The 18,347-nt window shown below is 65.9% G+C and carries 27 protein-coding genes; 20 read left to right on the top strand and 7 right to left on the bottom strand.

What is annotated here, in order from left to right; translation table 11 throughout:
- Position 1: 1 nt before the first annotated feature.
- A complete protein-coding gene (locus AB0H76_RS37325; protein WP_357332103.1) occupies positions 2–934 on the bottom strand; it encodes an ABC transporter substrate-binding protein in 933 nt (310 codons plus the stop codon).
- 110 nt (positions 935–1,044) lie between these two features.
- Here AB0H76_RS37325 and AB0H76_RS37320 point away from each other — a divergent pair, with 110 nt between their 5' ends.
- Positions 1,045–2,136: an MAB_1171c family putative transporter gene (locus AB0H76_RS37320; RefSeq protein ID WP_357332102.1), complete on the top strand. Its 1,092-nt coding sequence runs from the start codon at positions 1,045–1,047 to the stop codon at positions 2,134–2,136.
- Here the strand turns inward: AB0H76_RS37320 and AB0H76_RS37315 are convergent.
- Positions 2,111–3,175 carry a DUF6545 domain-containing protein gene (locus AB0H76_RS37315; protein ID WP_357332100.1) on the bottom strand — a complete coding sequence of 355 codons (1,065 nt, stop codon included), beginning with the start codon at positions 3,173–3,175 and terminating at the stop codon, positions 2,111–2,113. The two genes, AB0H76_RS37320 and AB0H76_RS37315, sit on opposite strands and share 26 nt — an antisense overlap.
- Before the next feature lie 132 nt (positions 3,176–3,307).
- Here AB0H76_RS37315 and AB0H76_RS37310 point away from each other — a divergent pair, with 132 nt between their 5' ends.
- The 5 genes from AB0H76_RS37310 (at position 3,308) to AB0H76_RS37290 (ending at position 6,849) form a co-directional block, all read left to right on the top strand.
- A complete protein-coding gene (locus AB0H76_RS37310; protein WP_357332099.1) occupies positions 3,308–5,161 on the top strand; it encodes an ABC transporter ATP-binding protein/permease in 1,854 nt (617 codons plus the stop codon).
- A 242-nt stretch (positions 5,162–5,403) separates the two neighbouring features.
- Positions 5,404–5,772, top strand: a complete 369-nt coding sequence (gene rplN / locus AB0H76_RS37305; protein ID WP_194817848.1) for a 50S ribosomal protein L14 — start codon at positions 5,404–5,406, stop codon at positions 5,770–5,772.
- 1 nt (position 5,773) lies between these two features.
- Complete coding sequence (gene rplX, locus AB0H76_RS37300; RefSeq protein WP_357332098.1) at positions 5,774–6,091, top strand: 50S ribosomal protein L24; 318 nt, start codon at positions 5,774–5,776, stop codon at positions 6,089–6,091.
- Position 6,092: 1 nt separating this feature from the next.
- Positions 6,093–6,659: a 50S ribosomal protein L5 gene (gene rplE / locus AB0H76_RS37295; protein ID WP_194817327.1), complete on the top strand. Its 567-nt coding sequence runs from the start codon at positions 6,093–6,095 to the stop codon at positions 6,657–6,659.
- Positions 6,660–6,663: 4 nt separating this feature from the next.
- Positions 6,664–6,849 carry a type Z 30S ribosomal protein S14 gene (locus AB0H76_RS37290; protein ID WP_194817328.1) on the top strand — a complete coding sequence of 62 codons (186 nt, stop codon included), beginning with the start codon at positions 6,664–6,666 and terminating at the stop codon, positions 6,847–6,849.
- 98 nt (positions 6,850–6,947) lie between these two features.
- Here the strand turns inward: AB0H76_RS37290 and AB0H76_RS37285 are convergent, their stop codons facing one another.
- Positions 6,948–7,448: a GtrA family protein gene (locus tag AB0H76_RS37285; RefSeq protein ID WP_357332096.1), complete on the bottom strand. Its 501-nt coding sequence runs from the start codon at positions 7,446–7,448 to the stop codon at positions 6,948–6,950.
- Between the two features lie 167 nt (positions 7,449–7,615).
- On the opposite strand from AB0H76_RS37285, the gene AB0H76_RS37280 reads away from it, so the two are divergent.
- From AB0H76_RS37280 to map, 12 genes are all read left to right on the top strand, one after another.
- On the top strand, positions 7,616–7,849 hold the full coding sequence (locus AB0H76_RS37280) for a hypothetical protein (protein ID WP_357332095.1): 234 nt from the start codon (positions 7,616–7,618) through the stop codon (positions 7,847–7,849).
- Between the two features lie 25 nt (positions 7,850–7,874).
- Positions 7,875–8,105 (top strand): hypothetical protein, encoded by a 231-nt coding sequence (locus AB0H76_RS37275; protein ID WP_357332093.1) that lies wholly within the window; start codon positions 7,875–7,877, stop codon positions 8,103–8,105.
- A gap of 23 nt (positions 8,106–8,128) precedes the next feature.
- The gene (locus AB0H76_RS37270) at positions 8,129–8,362 is read left to right on the top strand and encodes a hypothetical protein (RefSeq protein WP_357332092.1); all 234 of its coding nucleotides are present in this window, start codon (positions 8,129–8,131) and stop codon (positions 8,360–8,362) included.
- Between the two features lie 329 nt (positions 8,363–8,691).
- Positions 8,692–9,090 (top strand): 30S ribosomal protein S8, encoded by a 399-nt coding sequence (gene rpsH / locus AB0H76_RS37265; protein WP_194817331.1) that lies wholly within the window; start codon positions 8,692–8,694, stop codon positions 9,088–9,090.
- Positions 9,091–9,104: 14 nt separating this feature from the next.
- Positions 9,105–9,644 carry a 50S ribosomal protein L6 gene (gene rplF / locus AB0H76_RS37260; protein WP_357332090.1) on the top strand — a complete coding sequence of 180 codons (540 nt, stop codon included), beginning with the start codon at positions 9,105–9,107 and terminating at the stop codon, positions 9,642–9,644.
- A 2-nt stretch (positions 9,645–9,646) separates the two neighbouring features.
- Positions 9,647–10,054 (top strand): 50S ribosomal protein L18, encoded by a 408-nt coding sequence (gene rplR, locus AB0H76_RS37255; RefSeq protein WP_357332088.1) that lies wholly within the window; start codon positions 9,647–9,649, stop codon positions 10,052–10,054.
- A gap of 31 nt (positions 10,055–10,085) precedes the next feature.
- A complete protein-coding gene (rpsE, locus tag AB0H76_RS37250) occupies positions 10,086–10,748 on the top strand; it encodes a 30S ribosomal protein S5 (protein WP_357332086.1) in 663 nt (220 codons plus the stop codon).
- Positions 10,748–10,927 carry a 50S ribosomal protein L30 gene (rpmD, locus tag AB0H76_RS37245; protein WP_357332084.1) on the top strand — a complete coding sequence of 60 codons (180 nt, stop codon included), beginning with the start codon at positions 10,748–10,750 and terminating at the stop codon, positions 10,925–10,927. Before rpsE ends, rpmD begins: the two co-directional genes overlap by 1 nt.
- Before the next feature lie 3 nt (positions 10,928–10,930).
- Positions 10,931–11,374, top strand: a complete 444-nt coding sequence (rplO, locus tag AB0H76_RS37240) for a 50S ribosomal protein L15 (protein WP_357332082.1) — start codon at positions 10,931–10,933, stop codon at positions 11,372–11,374.
- Between the two features lie 138 nt (positions 11,375–11,512).
- Positions 11,513–12,835 carry a preprotein translocase subunit SecY gene (secY, locus tag AB0H76_RS37235; protein ID WP_357332080.1) on the top strand — a complete coding sequence of 441 codons (1,323 nt, stop codon included), beginning with the start codon at positions 11,513–11,515 and terminating at the stop codon, positions 12,833–12,835.
- The gene (locus AB0H76_RS37230) at positions 12,832–13,377 is read left to right on the top strand and encodes an adenylate kinase (RefSeq protein ID WP_357332079.1); all 546 of its coding nucleotides are present in this window, start codon (positions 12,832–12,834) and stop codon (positions 13,375–13,377) included. Before secY ends, AB0H76_RS37230 begins: the two co-directional genes overlap by 4 nt.
- A gap of 4 nt (positions 13,378–13,381) precedes the next feature.
- Positions 13,382–14,182, top strand: a complete 801-nt coding sequence (map, locus tag AB0H76_RS37225; RefSeq protein ID WP_357332077.1) for a type I methionyl aminopeptidase — start codon at positions 13,382–13,384, stop codon at positions 14,180–14,182.
- A gap of 61 nt (positions 14,183–14,243) precedes the next feature.
- Here map and AB0H76_RS37220 read toward each other — a convergent pair whose 3' ends face one another.
- A complete protein-coding gene (locus AB0H76_RS37220; RefSeq protein ID WP_357332075.1) occupies positions 14,244–14,774 on the bottom strand; it encodes a helix-turn-helix domain-containing protein in 531 nt (176 codons plus the stop codon).
- Positions 14,775–14,831: 57 nt separating this feature from the next.
- Here AB0H76_RS37220 and AB0H76_RS37215 point away from each other — a divergent pair, with 57 nt between their 5' ends.
- On the top strand, positions 14,832–15,785 hold the full coding sequence (locus AB0H76_RS37215) for a hypothetical protein (protein WP_357332073.1): 954 nt from the start codon (positions 14,832–14,834) through the stop codon (positions 15,783–15,785).
- 51 nt (positions 15,786–15,836) lie between these two features.
- Positions 15,837–16,724 (top strand): LLM class flavin-dependent oxidoreductase, encoded by an 888-nt coding sequence (locus AB0H76_RS37210; RefSeq protein ID WP_357332071.1) that lies wholly within the window; start codon positions 15,837–15,839, stop codon positions 16,722–16,724.
- A gap of 141 nt (positions 16,725–16,865) precedes the next feature.
- Here AB0H76_RS37210 and AB0H76_RS37205 read toward each other — a convergent pair whose 3' ends face one another.
- From AB0H76_RS37205 to AB0H76_RS37195, 3 genes are read right to left on the bottom strand one after another with little or no spacing between them, the layout of a single operon-like run.
- Positions 16,866–17,309 (bottom strand): hypothetical protein, encoded by a 444-nt coding sequence (locus tag AB0H76_RS37205; protein ID WP_357332069.1) that lies wholly within the window; start codon positions 17,307–17,309, stop codon positions 16,866–16,868.
- The gene (locus AB0H76_RS37200; protein ID WP_357332067.1) at positions 17,306–17,794 is read right to left on the bottom strand and encodes a DUF6301 family protein; all 489 of its coding nucleotides are present in this window, start codon (positions 17,792–17,794) and stop codon (positions 17,306–17,308) included. Before AB0H76_RS37200 ends, AB0H76_RS37205 begins: the two co-directional genes overlap by 4 nt.
- Before the next feature lie 58 nt (positions 17,795–17,852).
- Entirely contained in the window at positions 17,853–18,341 is a 489-nt protein-coding gene (locus tag AB0H76_RS37195) for an SMI1/KNR4 family protein (protein ID WP_357332065.1), read from the bottom strand.
- Positions 18,342–18,347: the final 6 nt, after the last annotated feature.

Here is an 18,347-nt window from a genome sequence, read left to right as displayed (position 1 = left end):
ACTACTTGGCGGCAGCGGCGAACGCGGGCGCCAGCTTGTCCAGGATGTAGGGCACCGACAGCGCGGTCGGCTGGTTCACGGCGCTGATCTCCTGGGTCGTCAGGAAAACCACGGCCCCCTTCTGCACCGCCGGCAACTCGTTGTACCCGGGCAGCTGGCGGTACCTCTCGTCGTTGCCGGGGGTGTAGCCGGCCAGCAGCAGGTCGGCGGTGATCTCGCTGACCCGCTCCGGGGACAGCGACAGCCGGCCCTGGTTCGACGGCAGTTCGGTCAGCGACTTCGGGATGCTCATGCCCAGCTGCGTGAACACCTTGGTCGAGCCGTCGTTCGGGTCGGTCAGCACCATCATTTGCGTGGGGCCGGCCAGCCAGGTGCTGGCGAAGGTCTTGCCCTTCAGACCCGGATTGGCGGCGGTGATCGCAGCGATCTTGCCGTCGACACCGGCGACCACCTTGGTGGCCTCGTCCTGCTTGCGCAGCACCTTGCCGAGCGCGACGATCTGGTCCTGCCACGGCGTCACGATCGCCGCGGTCAGGCCCGGCAGCGTCGGCGCGATCTTGGACATCTCGTCGTAGGTCTTCTGGTCGGCGATGAACGGGTCCGCCAGAATGAGGTCGGGTTCCAGGGCCGCCACCTGCTCGGCGATATTGCCCGTGGTGTTCAGCGCCTTGCCCGAGGCCAGCAGCGTTTGCGGCACCCACGGCGGCGTGGACTTCGACATCGTCGCCACGTTGTCGATGAAGCCGACGGGCGCCACACCCAGCGCGAGCGTGGTGTCCAGCCACTGGTTGCCCAGGGCGACAATCTTCTTGGGGGTCCCCTCGACCTTGGTCTCACCACGCGCGTGCGTAATGGTGACGGCCTCGCCCCCGGAGCCGGAATCGGTGTCGGACCCGCCACACGCGGTAATGCCGAAGGCGAGGGCGGAGGCCACTGCCGCCACCGCTAACCGCGCCCAAACGTGAGACGCTCGAACAGTCCTCATCCCCGTACCCTTCTATCAAGCTAAGTCAGCCAAGGCTAACCTATTTTGCGAGGAGCTCGATGCAGACCCCGATCTCCCTCGCGATCACGGTCTTCTTGGCCGTTGTCATGGCCGGTCGCTGGGTGCTGGTCAACGAGCTGACCTCCGACCGTCTGCTCAACCGGGCCTTCGGCTGGAACCTCGGCGGAATGGTGGTGTGGGGGGTGGTGGCGGCCGCCGGATCGATCACTCTCGGCGAGCGGCTGTACCTGGCCGTGGCCGTTCTGGGGGTGGCCAATATCTTCGGGCTGGCGCGCCTGCTCGACGGTGCGGACCCCGAGGGCGTGTGGTCGCGGCAACGCCGGTACGACGCGATCGCGGTCACCGTTTCCGTCGTCACCGTGTTGTGCTTGCTCGTCCTGCCTGCTGATCGGCGCGACTTCGTCCTCGGAATACTCTGGGCGACCAGTAATTTGGCGCTCGGAGTGGCGACGCTCCTGGTCGCGCGGGTGGCGTTTCGGGAGGTGCGCACCCGATCGCGCACCACGCGCCAGCGGCTGGCCTACGGCTTGCTCTTCGGGGTCTGCGTCTACAGCGCTGTCGCCGCCCCGATCGGCGCGCTCGGCGTGCTCGGGCTGCTGGACGTGGCCGGCGTGGTCGGCGGGCAGCGTCCCGGCGAGATCTCCGATACCTGGGTCGGCTCATCCTTCCTGACGCTGGGCGCGATCACCGGGGTACTCGCGATCCCGCTGGTACGTGCGGTCTTGATCCGCACCGGCTGGGACTCGGCCGGCCGCGGCTGCCGCCGGCTGCACCCGCTGTGGTCGGACCTGACCGCCGCCGTGCCGGAGGTCGTCCTCGCGCCCGACGGCGCCCAGCGGGCCGACTCGGAGCTGCGGCTCTACCGCATGACCGTGGAAATTCGTGACGCGCTGGTGCACTTGAAGCCGTACGCGCCCGGTGGCGGCGAACAGGACGCCGCCGGTTACGCCCGCCGAATCGCGCAGGCCCTGCACGCGAAGACGATCGGCGCGGCCCCGATCGCGAGCCACCCGGCCACGGCGTCGGAGCTGCCGGCCGACCGCACCGCCGAGCTGCACCGTCTCTTCGAGCTGGCGCGCGCGTGGTCGCCGGCTCGCGCGGCGATCAGCACCGCTGCGCTACCCCGGTAGCCGCCTTCGCGCGCGGCCACGCCGCGGCCAGCTCGAAGAGGGCACGCAACTCGGCCGCCCGATCGGGCGGCGCGGCCGGGGGAGCGGTGTCCCAGGCACGGTGCGCGGGTGCCCCGAGCGACTTCGCGCGTGCCGCTTCCGCGACCCGCAGGGCGTAGCCGTCGATATCGGTCGCCGGATCCGGGAGTTCCTCGAGGGCAGACCCCTTCAGCTGGAGCAGCGCGTCGCGAATTTCGACTGTCATCCGGTAGAGCCGCAGGTCCGGGGCATCGCGGTAGGAAGCATCCCGGGCTAGGACGACCTCCGGGACCGCGGCGGTGAGATCGAGCCACAAGGGGCGCAGGCGGCGCGATCGGCGCGAGTCCCGGTCCAGCCCGACGCGTTTCAGCACCGCGAGTACCAGCGGAATCGCGATCAGCAGGCACAGCACGACCAGGACCGAATACCCGACGATCGCAAAGAGCAGCCCGCCGACGGCGGTCGGCAACCCCAGGGCGGCGCGCACCGCCACCGTCGCGGAACCCACGGCGAGGTACATGCCGACCAGGAGCAGCGCGGAATACGTCAGCCGTTCGCGCCACGTGCTGACGGTGCGCAATTCCCGGACGCAGGCGCGGATGATCAACGGCCCCGCGGCGATCGCCGCCACGTTGCTTGCCGCCCACACCCATTCGCTCACGCGGGTGTACCCCGCCACCGCGGCGCCGGCGATACCCAGCGACGCGCCCGCCCCGAACCAGTTGTAGCGCGGCTGCCGCGCCGCCGCCGCGACCGGATCGGCGCCATCCAGCAACCGGGCGACCCCGTACACATTGGCGATCGCCAAGGGCCCAGAGGCCAAGAACAGATACTGCGCCAGCTCGAACCCCACCACCCCGGCCAGCCCCGCGAAACACAGCATCCCCAGGGCTTCCCAGCTCAACGCCCAGTTCAGCAGCCGATCGATGAACTGATCCCGCACCAGCCACCACCGCCCCAGCAGGATCGCCGCCGACAACCCCACCAGGAGCGCGGAAATCGGAGCGGACAGGGCGGTCATCGCGATCGACAGTATCGGTAGCCCAGGCGATGCCGCGTCGCAAAGGAATCGCAGTGCAGCTAAGGACGACGGTGGCTGTCGAATCGGGTTAGACTGCGCCGACTTTCAGCTGTTCAGGGATGGGAAGCGTGCGTGGAGACGTCTAGGGACTGGGGCATCGAGTGGTTCGAGAGCCTCAAATGGTTGCTCATCGCCTTTTCGATTACTGCCGTCGCGTTCACGATTGTGGTTGCGCTGCTGCTGTCTCTGACGCGATGGGGACGCCAGTTCTGGTCTGTCAGCGGTAACTTCTTCCGCGGTCCGGTCGGGTTGCGGACTATCGCGCTGGTCGCGGTGCTGCTGTTCATGACGCTTCTTTCTGTGCGCATGACCGTGTTGTTCAGCTACTGGAGCGTCGACATGTTCGACTCGTTCCAGCTGGGCGGATCAGCGCTGGCGGCCGGTGATTCGGCTCAGGTCGAACTCGCGAAGGACGCGTTCTGGGCCTCGATGTACCTCTTCATGGTGCTCGCCGCCATCCATGTGGTTCGAGCGCTGGTGGACTATTTCATCCAGCAGTCCTTCGACATTCGCTGGCGGCTGTGGCTGACGGACAGCGTTACCACCGACTGGCTCAATGATCGTGCCTATTACCGGGCTCGATTCATCGACAACACCATCGACAATCCGGACCAGCGTGTGGAATCGGACATCACCCAGTTCGTCCAGCAGTCTCGGGTGCTGTCGATGGGTGCTGTCGAGGCTGTGGCCTCGATCATTTCCTTCACCAAGATCCTGTGGGACCTGTCTGGCCCGTTGAACGTCTTCGGTGTGGAGATCCCGCGCGCCATGATGGTCTTGGTCTTGGTCTACGTGCTGGTGACGACGGTGATCGCCTTCTGGATCGGCCGACCGCTGATCCGGATCAACTTCCTCTACGAACGTGCCACCGCCAACTTCCGTTATGCGCTGGTGCGGCTGCGCGACGCCGCCGAGAACGTCGCGTTCTATCAGGGCGAGGGTGTGGAGAGGCGCGGCCTGCTCGGTCGTTTCGCCGAGGTGATTCGGGTGTACTGGCGCTTGGTTCTGCAGACTCTGAAGTTCCAGGGCTGGAACTTGTCAGTCGGTCAGACAGCGATCTTCTTCCCCTACCTCGTACAGGGCCCGCGTCTTTTCACAGGCGCGGTGACGCTGGGTGGCTTGCAGCAGACGGCGCGTGCGTTCGGTGCCGTTCACGATTCGCTGTCGTTCTTCCGTGAGGCGTACGACGACTTCGCCGGCTACCGGGCTTCGCTGATCCGTCTCGACGGCCTGCTGGTCGCTGGCAAGGACTCCCGCGACCTGCCGAAGATCGCCGTGGTCGAATTGGATGACGCGGTGCAGTTGGACAACGTCGACGTACGCAAGCCGGACGGCGAACTGCTCATCGATGACCTCAACCTGCGCCTCAACCCGGGCGATGCGCTGGTCGTCAAGGGTGCCTCGGGTAGCGGAAAGACCACATTGCTCCGCGCACTGGCGGAGATGTGGCCTTACACCGGCGGCCAGCTCGGGCGTCCGGTCGGCAACAACACGTTGTTCCTGTCGCAGATCCCGTACCTGCCACTCGGCGATCTTCGTACGGCCGCCGAGTACCCCGGCAAGCCAGAGGACATCACCGACGACCAACTGCGCGAAGTACTGGGGAAGGTCCACCTCGGCCACCTCGTCGACCGCCTCGACGAGGAAGCCGACTGGGCCAAGATCCTCTCCCCGGGCGAGCAGCAGCGCCTGGCCTTCGGCCGCATCCTGCTGATCAAGCCGAAGGTCGTCTTCATGGACGAGGCGACTTCGGCGGTCGACGAAGGCCTGGAATACTCCCTGTACAAGCTGGTCCGCACCGAACTGCCGGAGACCATGGTGGTCAGCGTCGCGCACCGCAGCACCGTCGACCAGCATCACACCCAGAAGCTGGAGCTCCAGGGCGGTGGTCCCTGGACCCTCGCGCCCGTGACGGCCGACGCCTGACGGACTGAACGCGAGCCCAGGCCGACCCTCGATTTGGGTCGACCTGGGCTTTCCCCTACACTAGACCGGTTGCCTGCGGGAGCTATGCCCGCAATTCGGCCGCGAACCCCCAGCAGTGGGGTCCGAGTTTGCTTACTCGGACCGGTAAAACCGCTGGCAGGCGCGCGTTCGGGTGGCACATGACCATGCCCGTCGGGTCGGCAATCCGGCGTGGCTTATACGTCCAGGTCAAGGAGGCTGAAGTGATTCAGCAGGAGTCGCGCTTGCGCGTCGCCGACAACACGGGAGCGAAGGAAATTCTTTGCATCCGCGTGCTCGGTGGCTCGTCGCGCCGCTATGCCGGTATCGGCGACATCATCGTCGCCACCGTCAAAGACGCTGTCCCCGGTGGCAACGTCAAGAAGGGTGAGGTCGTCAAGGCCGTCATCGTGCGCACCGTCAAGGAGCGCCGTCGCCCGGACGGTTCCTACATCAAGTTCGATGAGAACGCCGCCGTCCTCATCAAGCCGGACAATGATCCGCGCGGCACTCGCATCTTCGGCCCGGTCGGCCGTGAGCTGCGTGAGAAGAAGTTCATGAAGATCGTCTCGCTGGCTCCGGAGGTGCTCTGACATGAAGGTGCACAAGGGTGACACCGTTCTCGTCATCTCGGGCAAGGACAAGGGCGCGAAGGGCAAGGTCATTCAGGCCTACCCCGCGACCGGCAAGGTCCTCGTCGAAGGCGTGAACCGTATCAAGAAGCATGTTGCCGATTCCGCGAATCAGCGCGGCGCCTCTTCGGGCGGCATCGTGACCCAGGAAGCCCCGATCCAGGTCTCCAACGTGATGGTCGTGGATTCGGATGGCAACCCCACTCGTATCGGTTACCGCACCGATGAGGAGAGCGGCAAGCGGGTCCGGATCTCCCGTAAGAACGGGAAGGACATCTGACATGACCTCCACTGAGAACAAGGTTCAGCCTCGCCTCAAGGAGCGCTACCGCGCCGAGATCAAGGACGCGCTGAACGGCGAGTTCGACTACGCCAACGTGATGCAGATCCCGGGCGTGGTCAAGGTTGTCGTGAACATGGGTGTCGGCGACGCCGCCCGGGACGCGAAGCTGATCAACGGTGCCGTCAAGGACCTGGAGCTGATCACCGGTCAGAAGCCGGAGATCCGCAAGGCGACCAAGTCGATCGCGCAGTTCAAGCTGCGTGAGGGCATGCCCATCGGTGCGAAGGTCACGCTGCGTGGCGATCGCATGTGGGAGTTCCTGGATCGCCTGGTCTCCATCGCGCTGCCCCGTATCCGCGACTTCCGCGGCCTGTCGCCGAAGCAGTTCGACGGCAACGGCAACTACACGTTCGGCCTGAGCGAGCAGTCGATGTTCCACGAGATCGACGTGGACTCCATCGACCGTCCGCGTGGTATGGACATCACCGTGGTCACCACCGCGACCAACAACGAAGAAGGCCGCGCGCTGCTCAAGCACCTCGGCTTCCCGTTCAAGGAGAACTGAGCACATGGCTAAGAAAGCACTGGTCAACAAGGCCAACGCCAAGCCGAAGTTCGCGGTCCGCGCCTACACGCGCTGCCAGAAGTGCGGCCGTCCGCACGCGGTGTACCGCAAGTTCGGCCTGTGCCGTGTCTGCCTGCGCGAGATGGCCCACAAGGGCGAGCTCCCGGGCGTGCACAAGAGCTCCTGGTGAGCCGGCGCTCCTCGTGAGCGCCCACCGGTAGTCGAATACAGAATTCAAGGACCCGAGCCGGGTGGCTCGGGTCCTTGTTCTGCGTTCGGGGCCGATCATCAGGCGGGGTTCGCGGCGAAGGCGTAGATGAAACCCGAAGGCGTCAGGTGGACAGGAGCTTTCGGCATCGTGATGCGGGGCGGCGTGGTGTCGAAGACCAGGACCCGGAGAGCGGCGAAGCGCAGGACACCGGCCAGGGCGGAGGCCGTGAGGTAGACGAGCTGTTCGGTCCAGATGGTCGGATCGGCACAGACCCGGGGGAGGAGCAGCATCGCCGCGCTGGTCAGGGCGTAGGCGGCTGCGGCAGTGCCGGCGGACTGCAGGTGCCGTCGCCAGTCGGGGGTAGTGGCGGTGAAGGTGAAGCGGGCGTGCAGGTGGGTGCCGACGAGGGTAGAGGCGATCGTGATGACGGCGTTGGCCAAGGCGAAGGGGAGGACGAGGGCGAGCAGTGTGACCGCGACGCTGGAGACGAGGCCGTTGCTGCCGCCGACCAGGGCGTACCGGCAAAAGGACGCGACGGGACCGGAGCCGGTCAGCAGGTTGCGTAGTGAACGGTCCATCGGATTCTCCTCGTCACAACGTATACGTAGAGCTATACGTATACAGAGAATCGTCGAAGGCGGCAACCTCAAGCCCGGCTTCAGATCCGGCAGTGGCGTAGGAAGTTAGTAACGAACGTGAGTGTTCGCCGATCTTGAAGTGAGAACTATCTCGCTTGGAGGATCGAATGCACCGTCTGACAACAAAATTCGCCGTCGCGGCTACCTGTGCGGCCATCATGTGCGCGGGCGCGGCCCCGGCCATCGCGGCCCCGCAGGCCCCGGTCGCCCCGGTCGCCCCGATCGCCGAGTCCGGCACCGGTTCCGCGGCGATCGACATCCCGCTCGGCCTCATCAGGTTCATCCTGTGCGGCACCTGGGGTAGCCCCAACCCCAACCCGAACCCCGTCTGCCAGCGCTGACCGCACCTGAACTCTGAGGATTCAAATGAACCGTCTCGCAACTAAATTCGCCGTCGCCACCGCCGCCACCGCCATCATGTTCGCCGGCGCGGCCCCCGCCACTGCCGCCCCGCAGGCCCCGGTCGCCCCGGTCGCCGAGTCCGGCTCCTCGGGCACCGGCTCCGCGGCCATCGACTTCCCGCTGGGCTTCCTCAAGTTCATCCTGTGCGGCGCCTGGGGTAGCACGCAGCCGAACCCCAACCCCATCTGCCGCTGACCGCGCTCGGACTCGGAGAAACAATGACTCGCCTCGCAACTAAATTCGCCGTCGCCACCGCCGCCACCGCCATCATGTTCGCCGGTGCGGCGCCGGCCATCGCGGCCCCGCAGGCTCCGGTCGCCCCGGTCGCCGAGTCCGGCTCCTCGGGCACCGGTTCGTCGGCCATCGATATCCCGCTGGGTCTGCTCAAGCTGATCCTGTGCGGCCAGTGGAGCAACAGCACCGATCCGCACCCGAACCCCAGCTGTCGCTGAGGCTCATCTCACACGCGAAGGCGCGGCCACGAGGGGTCCGCGCCTTCGCGTGTTCGGGGCCGCGAGCACCGGGCCCGACCTGGGGGGACCCCGATTTTGTCCTGGTGACGGGGTTCTCTACACTAGAGCGGTTGCCTGGGCACATCTGTGTCCGCATCGCGGCGTGAGCTCGATATCGCCCATGCGGCCGGCCCGGGTACGGAGAACTCGTAAGAGAACTCATCCGGTCGGCAAATGTCGCCCGGACCAGCCCCATTGCTGTAGGCCCACCGTTGGCATGTGCCGGCGCTGCATGGGAACCGCAGCGAGAAAGGTGTCGAGGTCTAACCATGACCATGACTGATCCGATCGCAGACTTCTTGACGCGTCTGCGCAACGCCAACTCGGCGTACCACGATCAGGTGAAGGCTCCGCACTCCAAGCTCAAGGTGAACATCGCCGAGATCTTGAAGCGTGAGGGTTACATCGCCGATTACCGCACCGAGGACGCGACTGTGGGCAAGACCCTCATCGTCGATCTCAAGTACGGCCCCAGCCGTGAGCGCTCCCTGCAGGGCCTGCGCCGCGTCTCGAAGCCGGGTCTGCGTGTGTACGCGAAGTCCACCAACCTGCCCAAGGTCCTGGGCGGCCTCGGCGTGGCGATTATCTCCACGTCGACCGGCCTGCTCACCGACCGTCAGGCCAAGCAGCAAGGCGTGGGCGGAGAAGTCCTCGCCTACGTCTGGTAAGGGAGGTAGGACAAATGTCGCGTATTGGTAAGAAGCCCATCGCAATCCCTGCCGGCGTCGAGGTGAACATCGACGGCCAGAGCATCGCGGTCAAGGGTCCCAAGGGCACCCTGACCCATGTTGTCGCCGAGCCGATCAGCATCTCCAAGGGTGAGGACGGCCAGCTCGAGGTCGTTCGCCCGGACGACCAGCGGCAGAACCGTTCGCTGCACGGCCTGACCCGTACCCTCGTCGCCAACATGATCGAAGGCGTCACCAAGGGCTACGAGAAGAAGATGGAAATCTTCGGTGTCGGTTACCGTGTGGCCGCCAAGGGCTCGAACCTCGAGTTCGCCCTCGGCTACAGCCATCCGGTGCCGATCGAGGCCCCGGCAGGCATCACCTTCGCGGTGGAATCGCCCACCAAGTTCTCCGTGTCCGGCATCGACAAGCAGGCGGTCGGCCAGATCTCCGCTGTGATCCACGGACTGCGTAAGCCCGACCCGTACAAGGGCAAGGGCATCCGCTACGCCGGCGAAATCGTTCGCCGCAAGGTCGGAAAGACGGGTAAGTGATCATGGCGCAAACCGAAAATCAGATTGCCAAGCGCAAGCCGCGCGGCAAGGACGCGTCGACGGCGCGTCGTCTGTCGAAGACCCGCCGTCACTTCCGTCTGCGCAAGAAGGTCGCGGGCACCACCGAGCGTCCGCGCCTGGTGGTCAACCGCTCCGCGCGGCACCTGCACGCTCAGCTCGTGGACGACAGCGCCGGCAAGACCCTTGCCTACGCCTCGACCATCGAAGCCGATGTGCGCGCGGTGGACGGCGACAAGTCGGCCAAGAGCAAGAAGGTCGGCGAGCTGATCGCCGCCCGTGCCAAGGCCGCCGGCGTCGAGGCCGTCGTGTTCGACCGTGGTGGTCACGACTACCACGGCCGTATCGCGGCGCTCGCGGATGCCGCTCGTGAAGCGGGGTTGAAGTTCTGATGACTGCAAACAAGAACGAAGGGAACGTCTAATGCCGGGACGTCAACGGCGTGACGGCGGCAGCGGACCCGCCGGACAGCAGAATGGTGCCGCTGGCGGCACCGGCGACAACCGTGGCGGTGGCCGCGATCGTCGTGGTGGCGGCGACAACCGTCGTGACCAGCAGGCCGACAAGAACCAGCTCGAGCGCGTAGTTGCGATCAACCGCGTCTCCAAGGTCGTGAAGGGTGGTCGTCGCTTCAGCTTCACCGCCCTCGTGATCGTCGGTGACGGCAACGGTCTGGTCGGCGTCGGCTACGGCAAGGCCAAGGAAGTTCCCGCGGCGATTCAGAAGGGTGTCGAAGAGGCTCGCAAGAACTTCTTCCGCGTCCCGATGATCGGCTCGACCATCGTCCACCCGGTTCAGGGTGAGGCGGCGGCCGGTGTCGTCATGCTGCGTCCGGCTTCCCCCGGTACCGGTGTGATCGCCGGTGGCGCGGCTCGTGCCGTGCTCGAATGTGCCGGCATTCATGACATTCTGGCGAAGTCGCTGGGTAGCGACAACGCCATCAACGTCGTGCACGCGACGGTTGCTGCGCTGAAGATGCTGCAGCGTCCGGAAGAGGTCGCGGCTCGCCGTGGCCTGCCGCTCGAGGATGTTGCCCCTGCGGGCATGCTGCGTGCGCGCGCTCTGGCCGCTGGAGGTGGCAAGTAATGGCACAGCTCAAGGTGACCCAGACCAAGTCCACGATCGGCGCCAAGTCGAACCAGCGTGACAGCATGCGCACGCTCGGCCTGCGCAAGATCCGGCAGACCGTGGTTCGCGAGGACACCCCGCAGAACCGTGGCCTGATCAACGTCGTGCGCCACCTCGTAACCGTTGAGGAGGTCTAAGCCATGACCATCAAGTTGCACCACTTGCGTCCGGCCCCCGGCGCCAAGACCGAGAAGACCCGTGTGGGTCGCGGTGAAGGCTCCAAGGGCAAGACCGCGGGCCGTGGTACCAAGGGCACCAAGGCGCGCAAGAACGTTCCGGCCGCCTTCGAGGGTGGGCAGATGCCGCTGCACATGCGGCTGCCCAAGCTCAAGGGCTTCACCAACCGGAACCGTGTCGAATACCAGGTCGTCAATGTTTCGGCCATCGCCAAGCTGTTCCCGCAGGGTGGCGAGGTCGGCAAGGCCGAGCTCGTGGCTGCCGGCGCGGTTCGCAAGAACCAGCTGGTGAAGGTTCTCGGCGATGGTGACATCGGCGTGGCGGTCCAGGTGACCGCCGACAAGGTGACCGGCTCCGCCAAGGAGAAGATCACCGCGGCCGGTGGCACTGTCACCGAACTGGGCTGACGGTACTCTGCAATTAGCATGTGGCACCGGACGAGTGAGAGCTCGTCCGGTGCCACTGTTAGAGTTTCACGTATTGCCTGCCAAGCCCCGTCATGGCGTTAAGCCGTGGCATGACCATGTCGTTCGCCAGGAGGATCTGTGCTTTCCGCCTTCGTATCGGCCTTCCGGACTCCGGACTTACGGCGGAAGATCCTCTTCACGCTGGGGTTGATCGCGCTGTACCGTCTCGGTGCCGCGCTGCCGTCCCCCGGTGTGGATTACCAGGCGGTGCAGGAATGTATCGACCTGGTTTCCGGTGGTGATTCCGCCGGTATCTACCAGCTGATCAATCTGTTCTCCGGTGGCGCTCTGCTGCAGTTGTCGGTCTTCGCGATCGGCATCATGCCCTACATCACGGCCAGCATCATTATTCAGCTGCTGACTGTCGTCATTCCGCGGTTCGAGGAACTGCGCAAGGAAGGCCAATCCGGCCAGACCAAGATGACGCAGTACACGCGCTATCTGTCTATCGCGCTGGCGATTCTGCAGGCCACCGGTCTGGTCGCGCTCGCCGCGCGCGGGCAGCTGCTACAGGGCTGCCAGCAGGACATTCTCGCCGACACCTCGATCTTCGGCATGATCATCATCGTGCTGGTGATGACCGCCGGTGCCGCGCTGGTCATGTGGTTCGGCGAGCAGATCACCGAGCGCGGTGTCGGCAACGGCATGTCGCTGCTGATCTTCGCCGGTATCGCCGCGCGTATCCCCAGCGAGGGCAAGAACATCCTGGACAGCCGTGGTGGCCTGGTCTTCGGCCTGGTCTGCCTGGCCGCGCTGGCCATCATCGCCGCGGTGATCTTCGTCGAGCAGGGCCAGCGCCGGATCCCGGTCCAGTACGCCAAGCGCGTGGTGGGCCGCAAGATGTACGGCGGCTCCTCGACCTATCTGCCGTTGAAGGTGAACCAGGCCGGCGTCATCCCGGTGATCTTCGCCTCGTCGCTGCTCTACCTGCCGAACCTGGTGGCGCAGCTGACCTCTTCGACGAACAACCCCGATCCGAGCTGGTGGCAGGACCTGATCCAGAAGTACCTGGTGAACCCGGGTAACCCGGTCTACATCGCCATCTACTTCGGCCTCATCGTCTTCTTCACCTACTTCTACGTGGCGATCACCTTCAATCCGGAGGAACGCGCCGACGAGATGAAGAAGTTCGGTGGCTTCATTCCCGGGTATCGTCCCGGTCGGCCGACCGCCGATTATCTGAACTATGTGTTGAGCCGGATCACCCTCCCCGGTTCGCTCTACCTCGGTCTCGTGGCCGTGCTTCCCAATCTGTTCTTGGATATCGGCAACTCCGGTGGCATGCAGAATCTCCCGTTCGGCGGCACCGCGGTGCTGATCATGGTGAGTGTCGGCCTGGATACCGTGAAGCAGATCGAGTCCCAGCTGATGAATCGAAATTACGAAGGGTTCCTCAAGTGAGAGTTGTACTGCTCGGTCCGCCGGGTGCCGGCAAGGGCACCCAGGCCGATCTCCTGTCGGACAAGCTGGGCGTTCCGCACATCTCCACCGGTGACCTGTTCCGCGCCAACATCTCCCAGCAGACCCCGCTGGGCCGCGAAGCGCAGAAGTACATGGACGCCGGTGACCTGGTGCCCAGCGATGTGACCAACCGCATGGTCGAGGCCCGGGTCAACGAGCCCGACGCCGCCAACGGCTTCATCCTCGACGGCTACCCGCGCACGGTCGATCAGGCCGACGCGCTGGAGAAGATCCTCGGCGACATGAACAGCAAGCTGGATGCGGTGCTGTGCTTCGTCGTGGCCGAGGACACCGTGGTCGAGCGCATGCTGGCCCGTGGCCGCGGCGACGACAACGAGGGCGTCATCCGCAACCGGCTCCGCGTGTACCGCGAGGAGACCGAACCGCTGCTGACCCACTACGACGGCCTGGTCGTGTCCGTCGACGGCATCGGCGAGGTCGATGACGTGAACGCCCGCGCGTTACAGGCGCTGGGGCACTGACCTGATGGTCTTCGGCCGCAAGTCCAAGAAGGTGGTGCCGTTCCGCACCGCCGGTGAACTCGACGCCATGGCGGCGGCGGGCGCGATCGTCGGTCGCGCTCTCGTCGCCGTGCGCGAGGCCGCCAAGCCTGGGGTCACCACCCTGGAATTGGATGAGGTCGCCGAGCAGGTCATCCGCGACGCGGGCGCCGTGCCGTCCTTCAAGGGCTACCACGGTTTCCCGGGGTCGATCTGCTCGTCGGTCAACGACCGGATCGTGCATGGCATCCCGAACGCCGAGGATGTGCTGGCCGAGGGCGATCTGGTCTCGATCGATTGCGGTGCGATTCTCGATGGCTGGCACGGCGATTCGGCGTGGACCTTCGGCGTCGGCACGCTCATCGAGGCGGATCGGCTGCTGAGCGAGGCCACCAGGTTGTCGATGGAGGCCGGCATCGAGGCGATGGTCGCGGGCAACCGGCTGACCGACGTCTCGCACGCCATCGAGCTCGGCACCCGCGCGGTCGAGAAGGTGCACGGTCGGGCCTACGGCATCGTCGACGGCTATGGCGGTCACGCCATCGGCCGCGAGATGCACATGGATCCGTTCCTGGCCAACGAGGGCGCGCCCGGTAAGGGCCCGAAGCTCGTGGTCGGCTCGGTGCTCGCGATCGAGCCGATGCTGACCCTGGGCACCACCCAGTCCAAGACCCTCGAGGACGACTGGACCGTGGTCACGCTCGATGGTTCGCGCTCCGCGCACTGGGAGCACACCGTCGCAGTCACCGAGGACGGCCCGCGCATTCTCACCCTGCGCCCGGAGTAGCCACTCCCGCTTGCTCTTTCCCGCACCCCGCGCCCGTCAGGGCCGGGGGTGCGTTGGCGTTTCAGGGTCGCACGGTCGGAAAGAGGATGGGGCTCAGCAGATATGGCGCTCGGTCGGCCGTGGGCGCGTTGTGCAACCGGGGCACGATAGCGGCGCGCAGGTCTTCGATCAGGGCTGACACCTCCTCCGGCGACAGCCAGACGGCGTGCTGCCGATAGCCGACGAGATCGGCGGCGGGGTCGGCGGTTTCGGTGCCGAGGTAGGCGTTGAACTCCGCCAGCAGGGTCGCCATGGCGGCGGCGAAGATGTGCCGATGTTCGGCGCTGGTCGCCGCCGCGGCCCGCTCGGGGGCGATGACGGCGCGTTCCCGGTGCAGCCGGTAGGTGCGCTCCACCGCGCCGCGAACGCGCTGCTCCTCGGCGACTTCCAATATGCCACCGGCACTGAGCAATTCGACGTGCCGGTAGACGGTGGCCTTGGAGACATCGGGCAGCCGGGCGCAGAGTTGCCCGGTCGTCAGCGTCTGCCCACCGGAGAGGGCGTGCACGATCCGCAGCCGCACCGGGTGCGCGAGCAGCTCCACAGAGTCCATTTCCTAATGTTCTCATCTCTGATACCTTTCTCAAAGTTGAGAATGATGGAGGATGTCATGGACATGGCCGAGTGGCAGATCCCGGAGTACGCGGACCCCGCGACCTTCGAGGAGCGTGAGGTGATGCTCGGCTCGGGCGAGTTCACCGTGCCGGGCACGGTGAGCGTCCCGCGCGGTGCCGGGCCGTTCCCGGCCGCGGTGCTGCTGGCAGGTGGGGGACCGTTCGATCGCGACGCGACGGTCGGGACGAACAAGTCGCTCAAGGACATCGCCTGGGGGCTGGCCACCCGCGGAATCGCCGTGCTGCGCTTCGACAAGGTCACCGGCGCGCATGCGGACCGGTTCTGGGCGAGTAACCCGACTCCGGCCGGCGAGTATGTGCCGCACGCGCTTTCGGCGATCGAGCTACTGTCCGCCGAGCCGGGTGTGAGTCAGGTCTTCGTGGTGGGGCACAGCATGGGCGGCAAGCTGGCCCCGCGGGTGGCGGCGGCCGCGCCGGCGGTCGCCGGGATCGCGATCCTGGCGGGCGACACCCAGCCGATGCAGTGGGCGATGGTGCGTGTCCTGCGGCACCTGCACGAGGTCGATCCGGTGACGGCGGCGGGCCTGCCGCCGGTGGCGACCGCCGTCGAGCAGGCGAAAGTAGTCGACAGTCAAGAGCTTTCGCTGTCCACCCCGCCGGACTCCCTGCCGTTCGGCGCGCCGGGTTCCTACTGGCTGGACCTGCGTGCCTACGACCCGGTCGGCACCGCGGCGGCGCTGGACCGGCCGATCTTCCTCGCGCAGGGCGGGCGGGACTACCAGGTCACCGTGGCCGACGACCTGCCGGGCTGGCAGGCGGCGCTCGCCGACCGGCCCGAGGTGACGATCCGGATCTACGACGCCGACGACCACATGTTCTTCCCGGGCGCCGGGCCGTCGCTGCCCGCCGACTATCTCCGCCCGCACCATGTCGATCCTGCCGTGATCACGGACCTCGCCGACTGGATCGCCGCTGTGCCGAATCCTTGATTACGTCGCGCGATGGCCCCGAAGCGCCGCTGTGCTGCAATGATCTTGGGGATGGAGCTACGTTTCGGGATTCAGTTCGCGCCGGTGGCCGAGGATTTGACGCGAATCCGGGAACTGGCCAGATTCGCCGATCGTGAAGGCCTGGACCTGCTGGGAATCCAGGACCACCCCTATTCCGGCCCGCTGGCCGACACCTTCGCGGTGATCGCGACGGTGCTCGCCGAGACCTCGGGGCTACGCGTGTTCCCCGACGTGGCCAGCCTGCCGATGCGTGGCGCGGCCATGCTCGCCAAGCAGGCGGCCACCTTGGATCTGCTCAGCAACGGACGTTTCGAGCTGGCCCTCGGCGCGGGCGCGTTCTGGCCCGCGATCACGGCGATGGGCGGGCCGCGGCGGACCAATCCCGAAGCGCTGCAAGCGCTCGAGGAGGCCACCGCCGTGATCCGCGCGATGTGGCAACCCGGTGCCAAGGCTGAGGTTCCTGGCGACTATTACGCTGTGCACGGTGTGCAGTCCGGGCCGGCTCCCGCACATTCGGTCGGGATCTGGTTCGGCAGTGTCGGGCCCAAGGCCAACGCTTTGACCGGCCGCATCGCCGACGGCTGGGCCGCGCCGATTCCGCACTACCTCCCCTACGAGAAATGGGAAGGGGCGCAACACCTTATCTCCGCGTCCGCCCTGGACGCAGGTCGGGATCCGGGCGCCGTTGCCCGAATGGCACAGTTGGTGGGGCACATCACCGAGTCGCCCGGTCGAGTGACGCTGCGCGGCGAGGAACCGATTCGTACCGACGCCGCGGGCTGGGCCCGCATTCTGGCCGATCTCGCCCTCGAAACCGGCTTCGACACTTTCGTGTACTGGCCGGAAACAGCCGACGATACCCAGCTGCGACGCTGGATCGGTGACGTCGTTCCTTACACCCGCGCCCTCTGCGCCTGACCTGAATTCTCGGGTCGTGCAGTGGGATCGAAAACCTCCTGGACTTTGTCGGTGAACTTTTACGTTGCACCGACCGTATGTCCGGGGCGGGGGTGGTCGCGTGAGTAGCGGACTACCTGAATCCTCTTGCGCGACTACGCACTAGCGCGCAGGAATGCCGAGCGACAGATCCAGCGGGCGGTTGCCGTCGCCCTCGTTCCAGGCGTGGTACCGGAGGGCGTCGGGGGACGGGATGCGGAAGCCGTCGCGCAGGGCGGTGACAATCATGGCGGCCAACTGCCGATAGTCCGAAGTGGTTGCCGGCCAGGGGAGCTCGGACCACCGGTTGTCGCCCCGGTCGGGATCTTGCTGTTGCCAACCGGATTCGGTCATGAGCCGGGTACCGGCCACTCCGGCCTGCGCCTCGGGGGTCAGACTGGAATCGCCGGGCACTTCCGCGGTGAGATAGTCGGGATACCGCCGGAATTGTGTGAATCTCCTGTCGGCAGAGTGGGCGCCGGCTTCTTCGATGATCACGACGCCGCCCACCGGCAGGTCCCGCAGACAACGGGCCAGGGCGGTGGCGAACGCGCTCCACTCGGTCACAGCAGGCCTTGGCGTTCCAGTTCGATGGCTTCGTCGTTGTTCGCCAGCCAGCCGTTGGTGGCCACTGCGAGATTGATGCGAACCGGCCCGCCGAGCAGCCGGAGCGTGGCTTCCGGACCGGCCCAGCGTATTTCAGTGGCCTCAGGGAGCTTGGCGGTCGGTGCGCCGAGAGCGGTGGTCAGTGCGGCGGTCATCCGGGCGAACGCGTCGTTGACCGCGTCCTGTCCGGCCTCGTCCTTGGGTGCGAATCCGGTAACCGCCAGCTCCATCACCTGCACCCGCCCGCCATTGCCCCGAGCGCTGCCGCTGGTGGGCCCGAACCCGCAGTCGAAGCGAGCCCGGTCCTCTCCGGTGCTCAGCACAGTCCAGCCGAAATCGGCGGCGAGGCCGGCGAAATCGGAGAACTGCCAGGACCAGCGCAGATCACGCAGGCGGGTGGCCAGGTCTACGAGGTCGGCGTCGGTCAGGGTGCTCAGTTCGCTCATCTCGCCTCGAGTTTCGTAGGTTCCGGTTCGATCCGGCTTCCACTGTGCCACATCCGGCTTACTGAATGCCCATCTTACGTCGCAGCTCTATCGCGCGCGGAAGATAGTCTGCCAATTCTTTGAGCCATTCATTGAAGGTCTGCGAATTCGGCTGCACCGGTTGCTGTTCCGAGTATATCCAGAAGTGAGGGTCGGCTGCCCGCAAGTCGTCGGCGCGAAAGTAGTAGAACATGTATCCTTGATGTGTTTGAAAAATGAACGCATCCTCGAACGGTGCGAAATCGAGGCCGTGATCGTCTACTACGATTTCGCGAGCAGTCTGTTTTGCCTCGAGCAGCCATTCGTAATCCCATTCACCGGTGCGGGTCAGCCAGTAGGGATTCTTGCCGCCGAACGACAAGAACTGTCGATAAGATTCAGGAATGGCGTCTACGCCCTGCGCCGCAAGCAGAGCCGCGATATCCGCATCGCTACACCCTTCGATCGCCTGGAGGGTGACGAGTCCGTTGTCGATCAGTGGTCTAGCAAGGGACTCCACGTAGCTCATCGTTCA

This window comes from Nocardia sp. NPDC050712, assembly GCF_040654295.1.
Taxonomy (GTDB): Bacteria; Actinomycetota; Actinomycetes; order Mycobacteriales; family Mycobacteriaceae; genus Nocardia.
This window is presented reverse-complemented; position numbering and strand designations above follow the sequence as displayed.

Excerpts from the sequence above, each read along its gene's own strand:
- rpmD (WP_357332084.1), top strand. The coding sequence starts at position 10,748 with ATGGCACAGCTCAAGGTGACCCAGACCAAGTCCACGATCGGCGCCAAG.
- AB0H76_RS37315 (WP_357332100.1), bottom strand. The coding sequence starts at position 3,175 with ATGACCGCCCTGTCCGCTCCGATTTCCGCGCTCCTGGTGGGGTTGTCG.
- AB0H76_RS37280 (WP_357332095.1), top strand. The coding sequence starts at position 7,616 with ATGCACCGTCTGACAACAAAATTCGCCGTCGCGGCTACCTGTGCGGCC.
- AB0H76_RS37320 (WP_357332102.1), top strand. The coding sequence starts at position 1,045 with ATGCAGACCCCGATCTCCCTCGCGATCACGGTCTTCTTGGCCGTTGTC.
- rplE (WP_194817327.1), top strand. The coding sequence starts at position 6,093 with ATGACCTCCACTGAGAACAAGGTTCAGCCTCGCCTCAAGGAGCGCTAC.
- rplR (WP_357332088.1), top strand. The coding sequence starts at position 9,647 with ATGGCGCAAACCGAAAATCAGATTGCCAAGCGCAAGCCGCGCGGCAAG.
- rpsE (WP_357332086.1), top strand. The coding sequence starts at position 10,086 with ATGCCGGGACGTCAACGGCGTGACGGCGGCAGCGGACCCGCCGGACAG.
- AB0H76_RS37195 (WP_357332065.1), bottom strand. The coding sequence starts at position 18,341 with ATGAGCTACGTGGAGTCCCTTGCTAGACCACTGATCGACAACGGACTC.
- AB0H76_RS37270 (WP_357332092.1), top strand. The coding sequence starts at position 8,129 with ATGACTCGCCTCGCAACTAAATTCGCCGTCGCCACCGCCGCCACCGCC.
- AB0H76_RS37210 (WP_357332071.1), top strand. The coding sequence starts at position 15,837 with ATGGAGCTACGTTTCGGGATTCAGTTCGCGCCGGTGGCCGAGGATTTG.
- rpsH (WP_194817331.1), top strand. The coding sequence starts at position 8,692 with ATGACCATGACTGATCCGATCGCAGACTTCTTGACGCGTCTGCGCAAC.
- AB0H76_RS37220 (WP_357332075.1), bottom strand. The coding sequence starts at position 14,774 with ATGGACTCTGTGGAGCTGCTCGCGCACCCGGTGCGGCTGCGGATCGTG.
- AB0H76_RS37215 (WP_357332073.1), top strand. The coding sequence starts at position 14,832 with ATGGACATGGCCGAGTGGCAGATCCCGGAGTACGCGGACCCCGCGACC.
- AB0H76_RS37275 (WP_357332093.1), top strand. The coding sequence starts at position 7,875 with ATGAACCGTCTCGCAACTAAATTCGCCGTCGCCACCGCCGCCACCGCC.
- AB0H76_RS37200 (WP_357332067.1), bottom strand. The coding sequence starts at position 17,794 with ATGAGCGAACTGAGCACCCTGACCGACGCCGACCTCGTAGACCTGGCC.
- rplX (WP_357332098.1), top strand. The coding sequence starts at position 5,774 with ATGAAGGTGCACAAGGGTGACACCGTTCTCGTCATCTCGGGCAAGGAC.
- map (WP_357332077.1), top strand. The coding sequence starts at position 13,382 with ATGGTCTTCGGCCGCAAGTCCAAGAAGGTGGTGCCGTTCCGCACCGCC.
- AB0H76_RS37290 (WP_194817328.1), top strand. The coding sequence starts at position 6,664 with ATGGCTAAGAAAGCACTGGTCAACAAGGCCAACGCCAAGCCGAAGTTC.
- rplO (WP_357332082.1), top strand. The coding sequence starts at position 10,931 with ATGACCATCAAGTTGCACCACTTGCGTCCGGCCCCCGGCGCCAAGACC.
- AB0H76_RS37285 (WP_357332096.1), bottom strand. The coding sequence starts at position 7,448 with ATGGACCGTTCACTACGCAACCTGCTGACCGGCTCCGGTCCCGTCGCG.
- rplF (WP_357332090.1), top strand. The coding sequence starts at position 9,105 with ATGTCGCGTATTGGTAAGAAGCCCATCGCAATCCCTGCCGGCGTCGAG.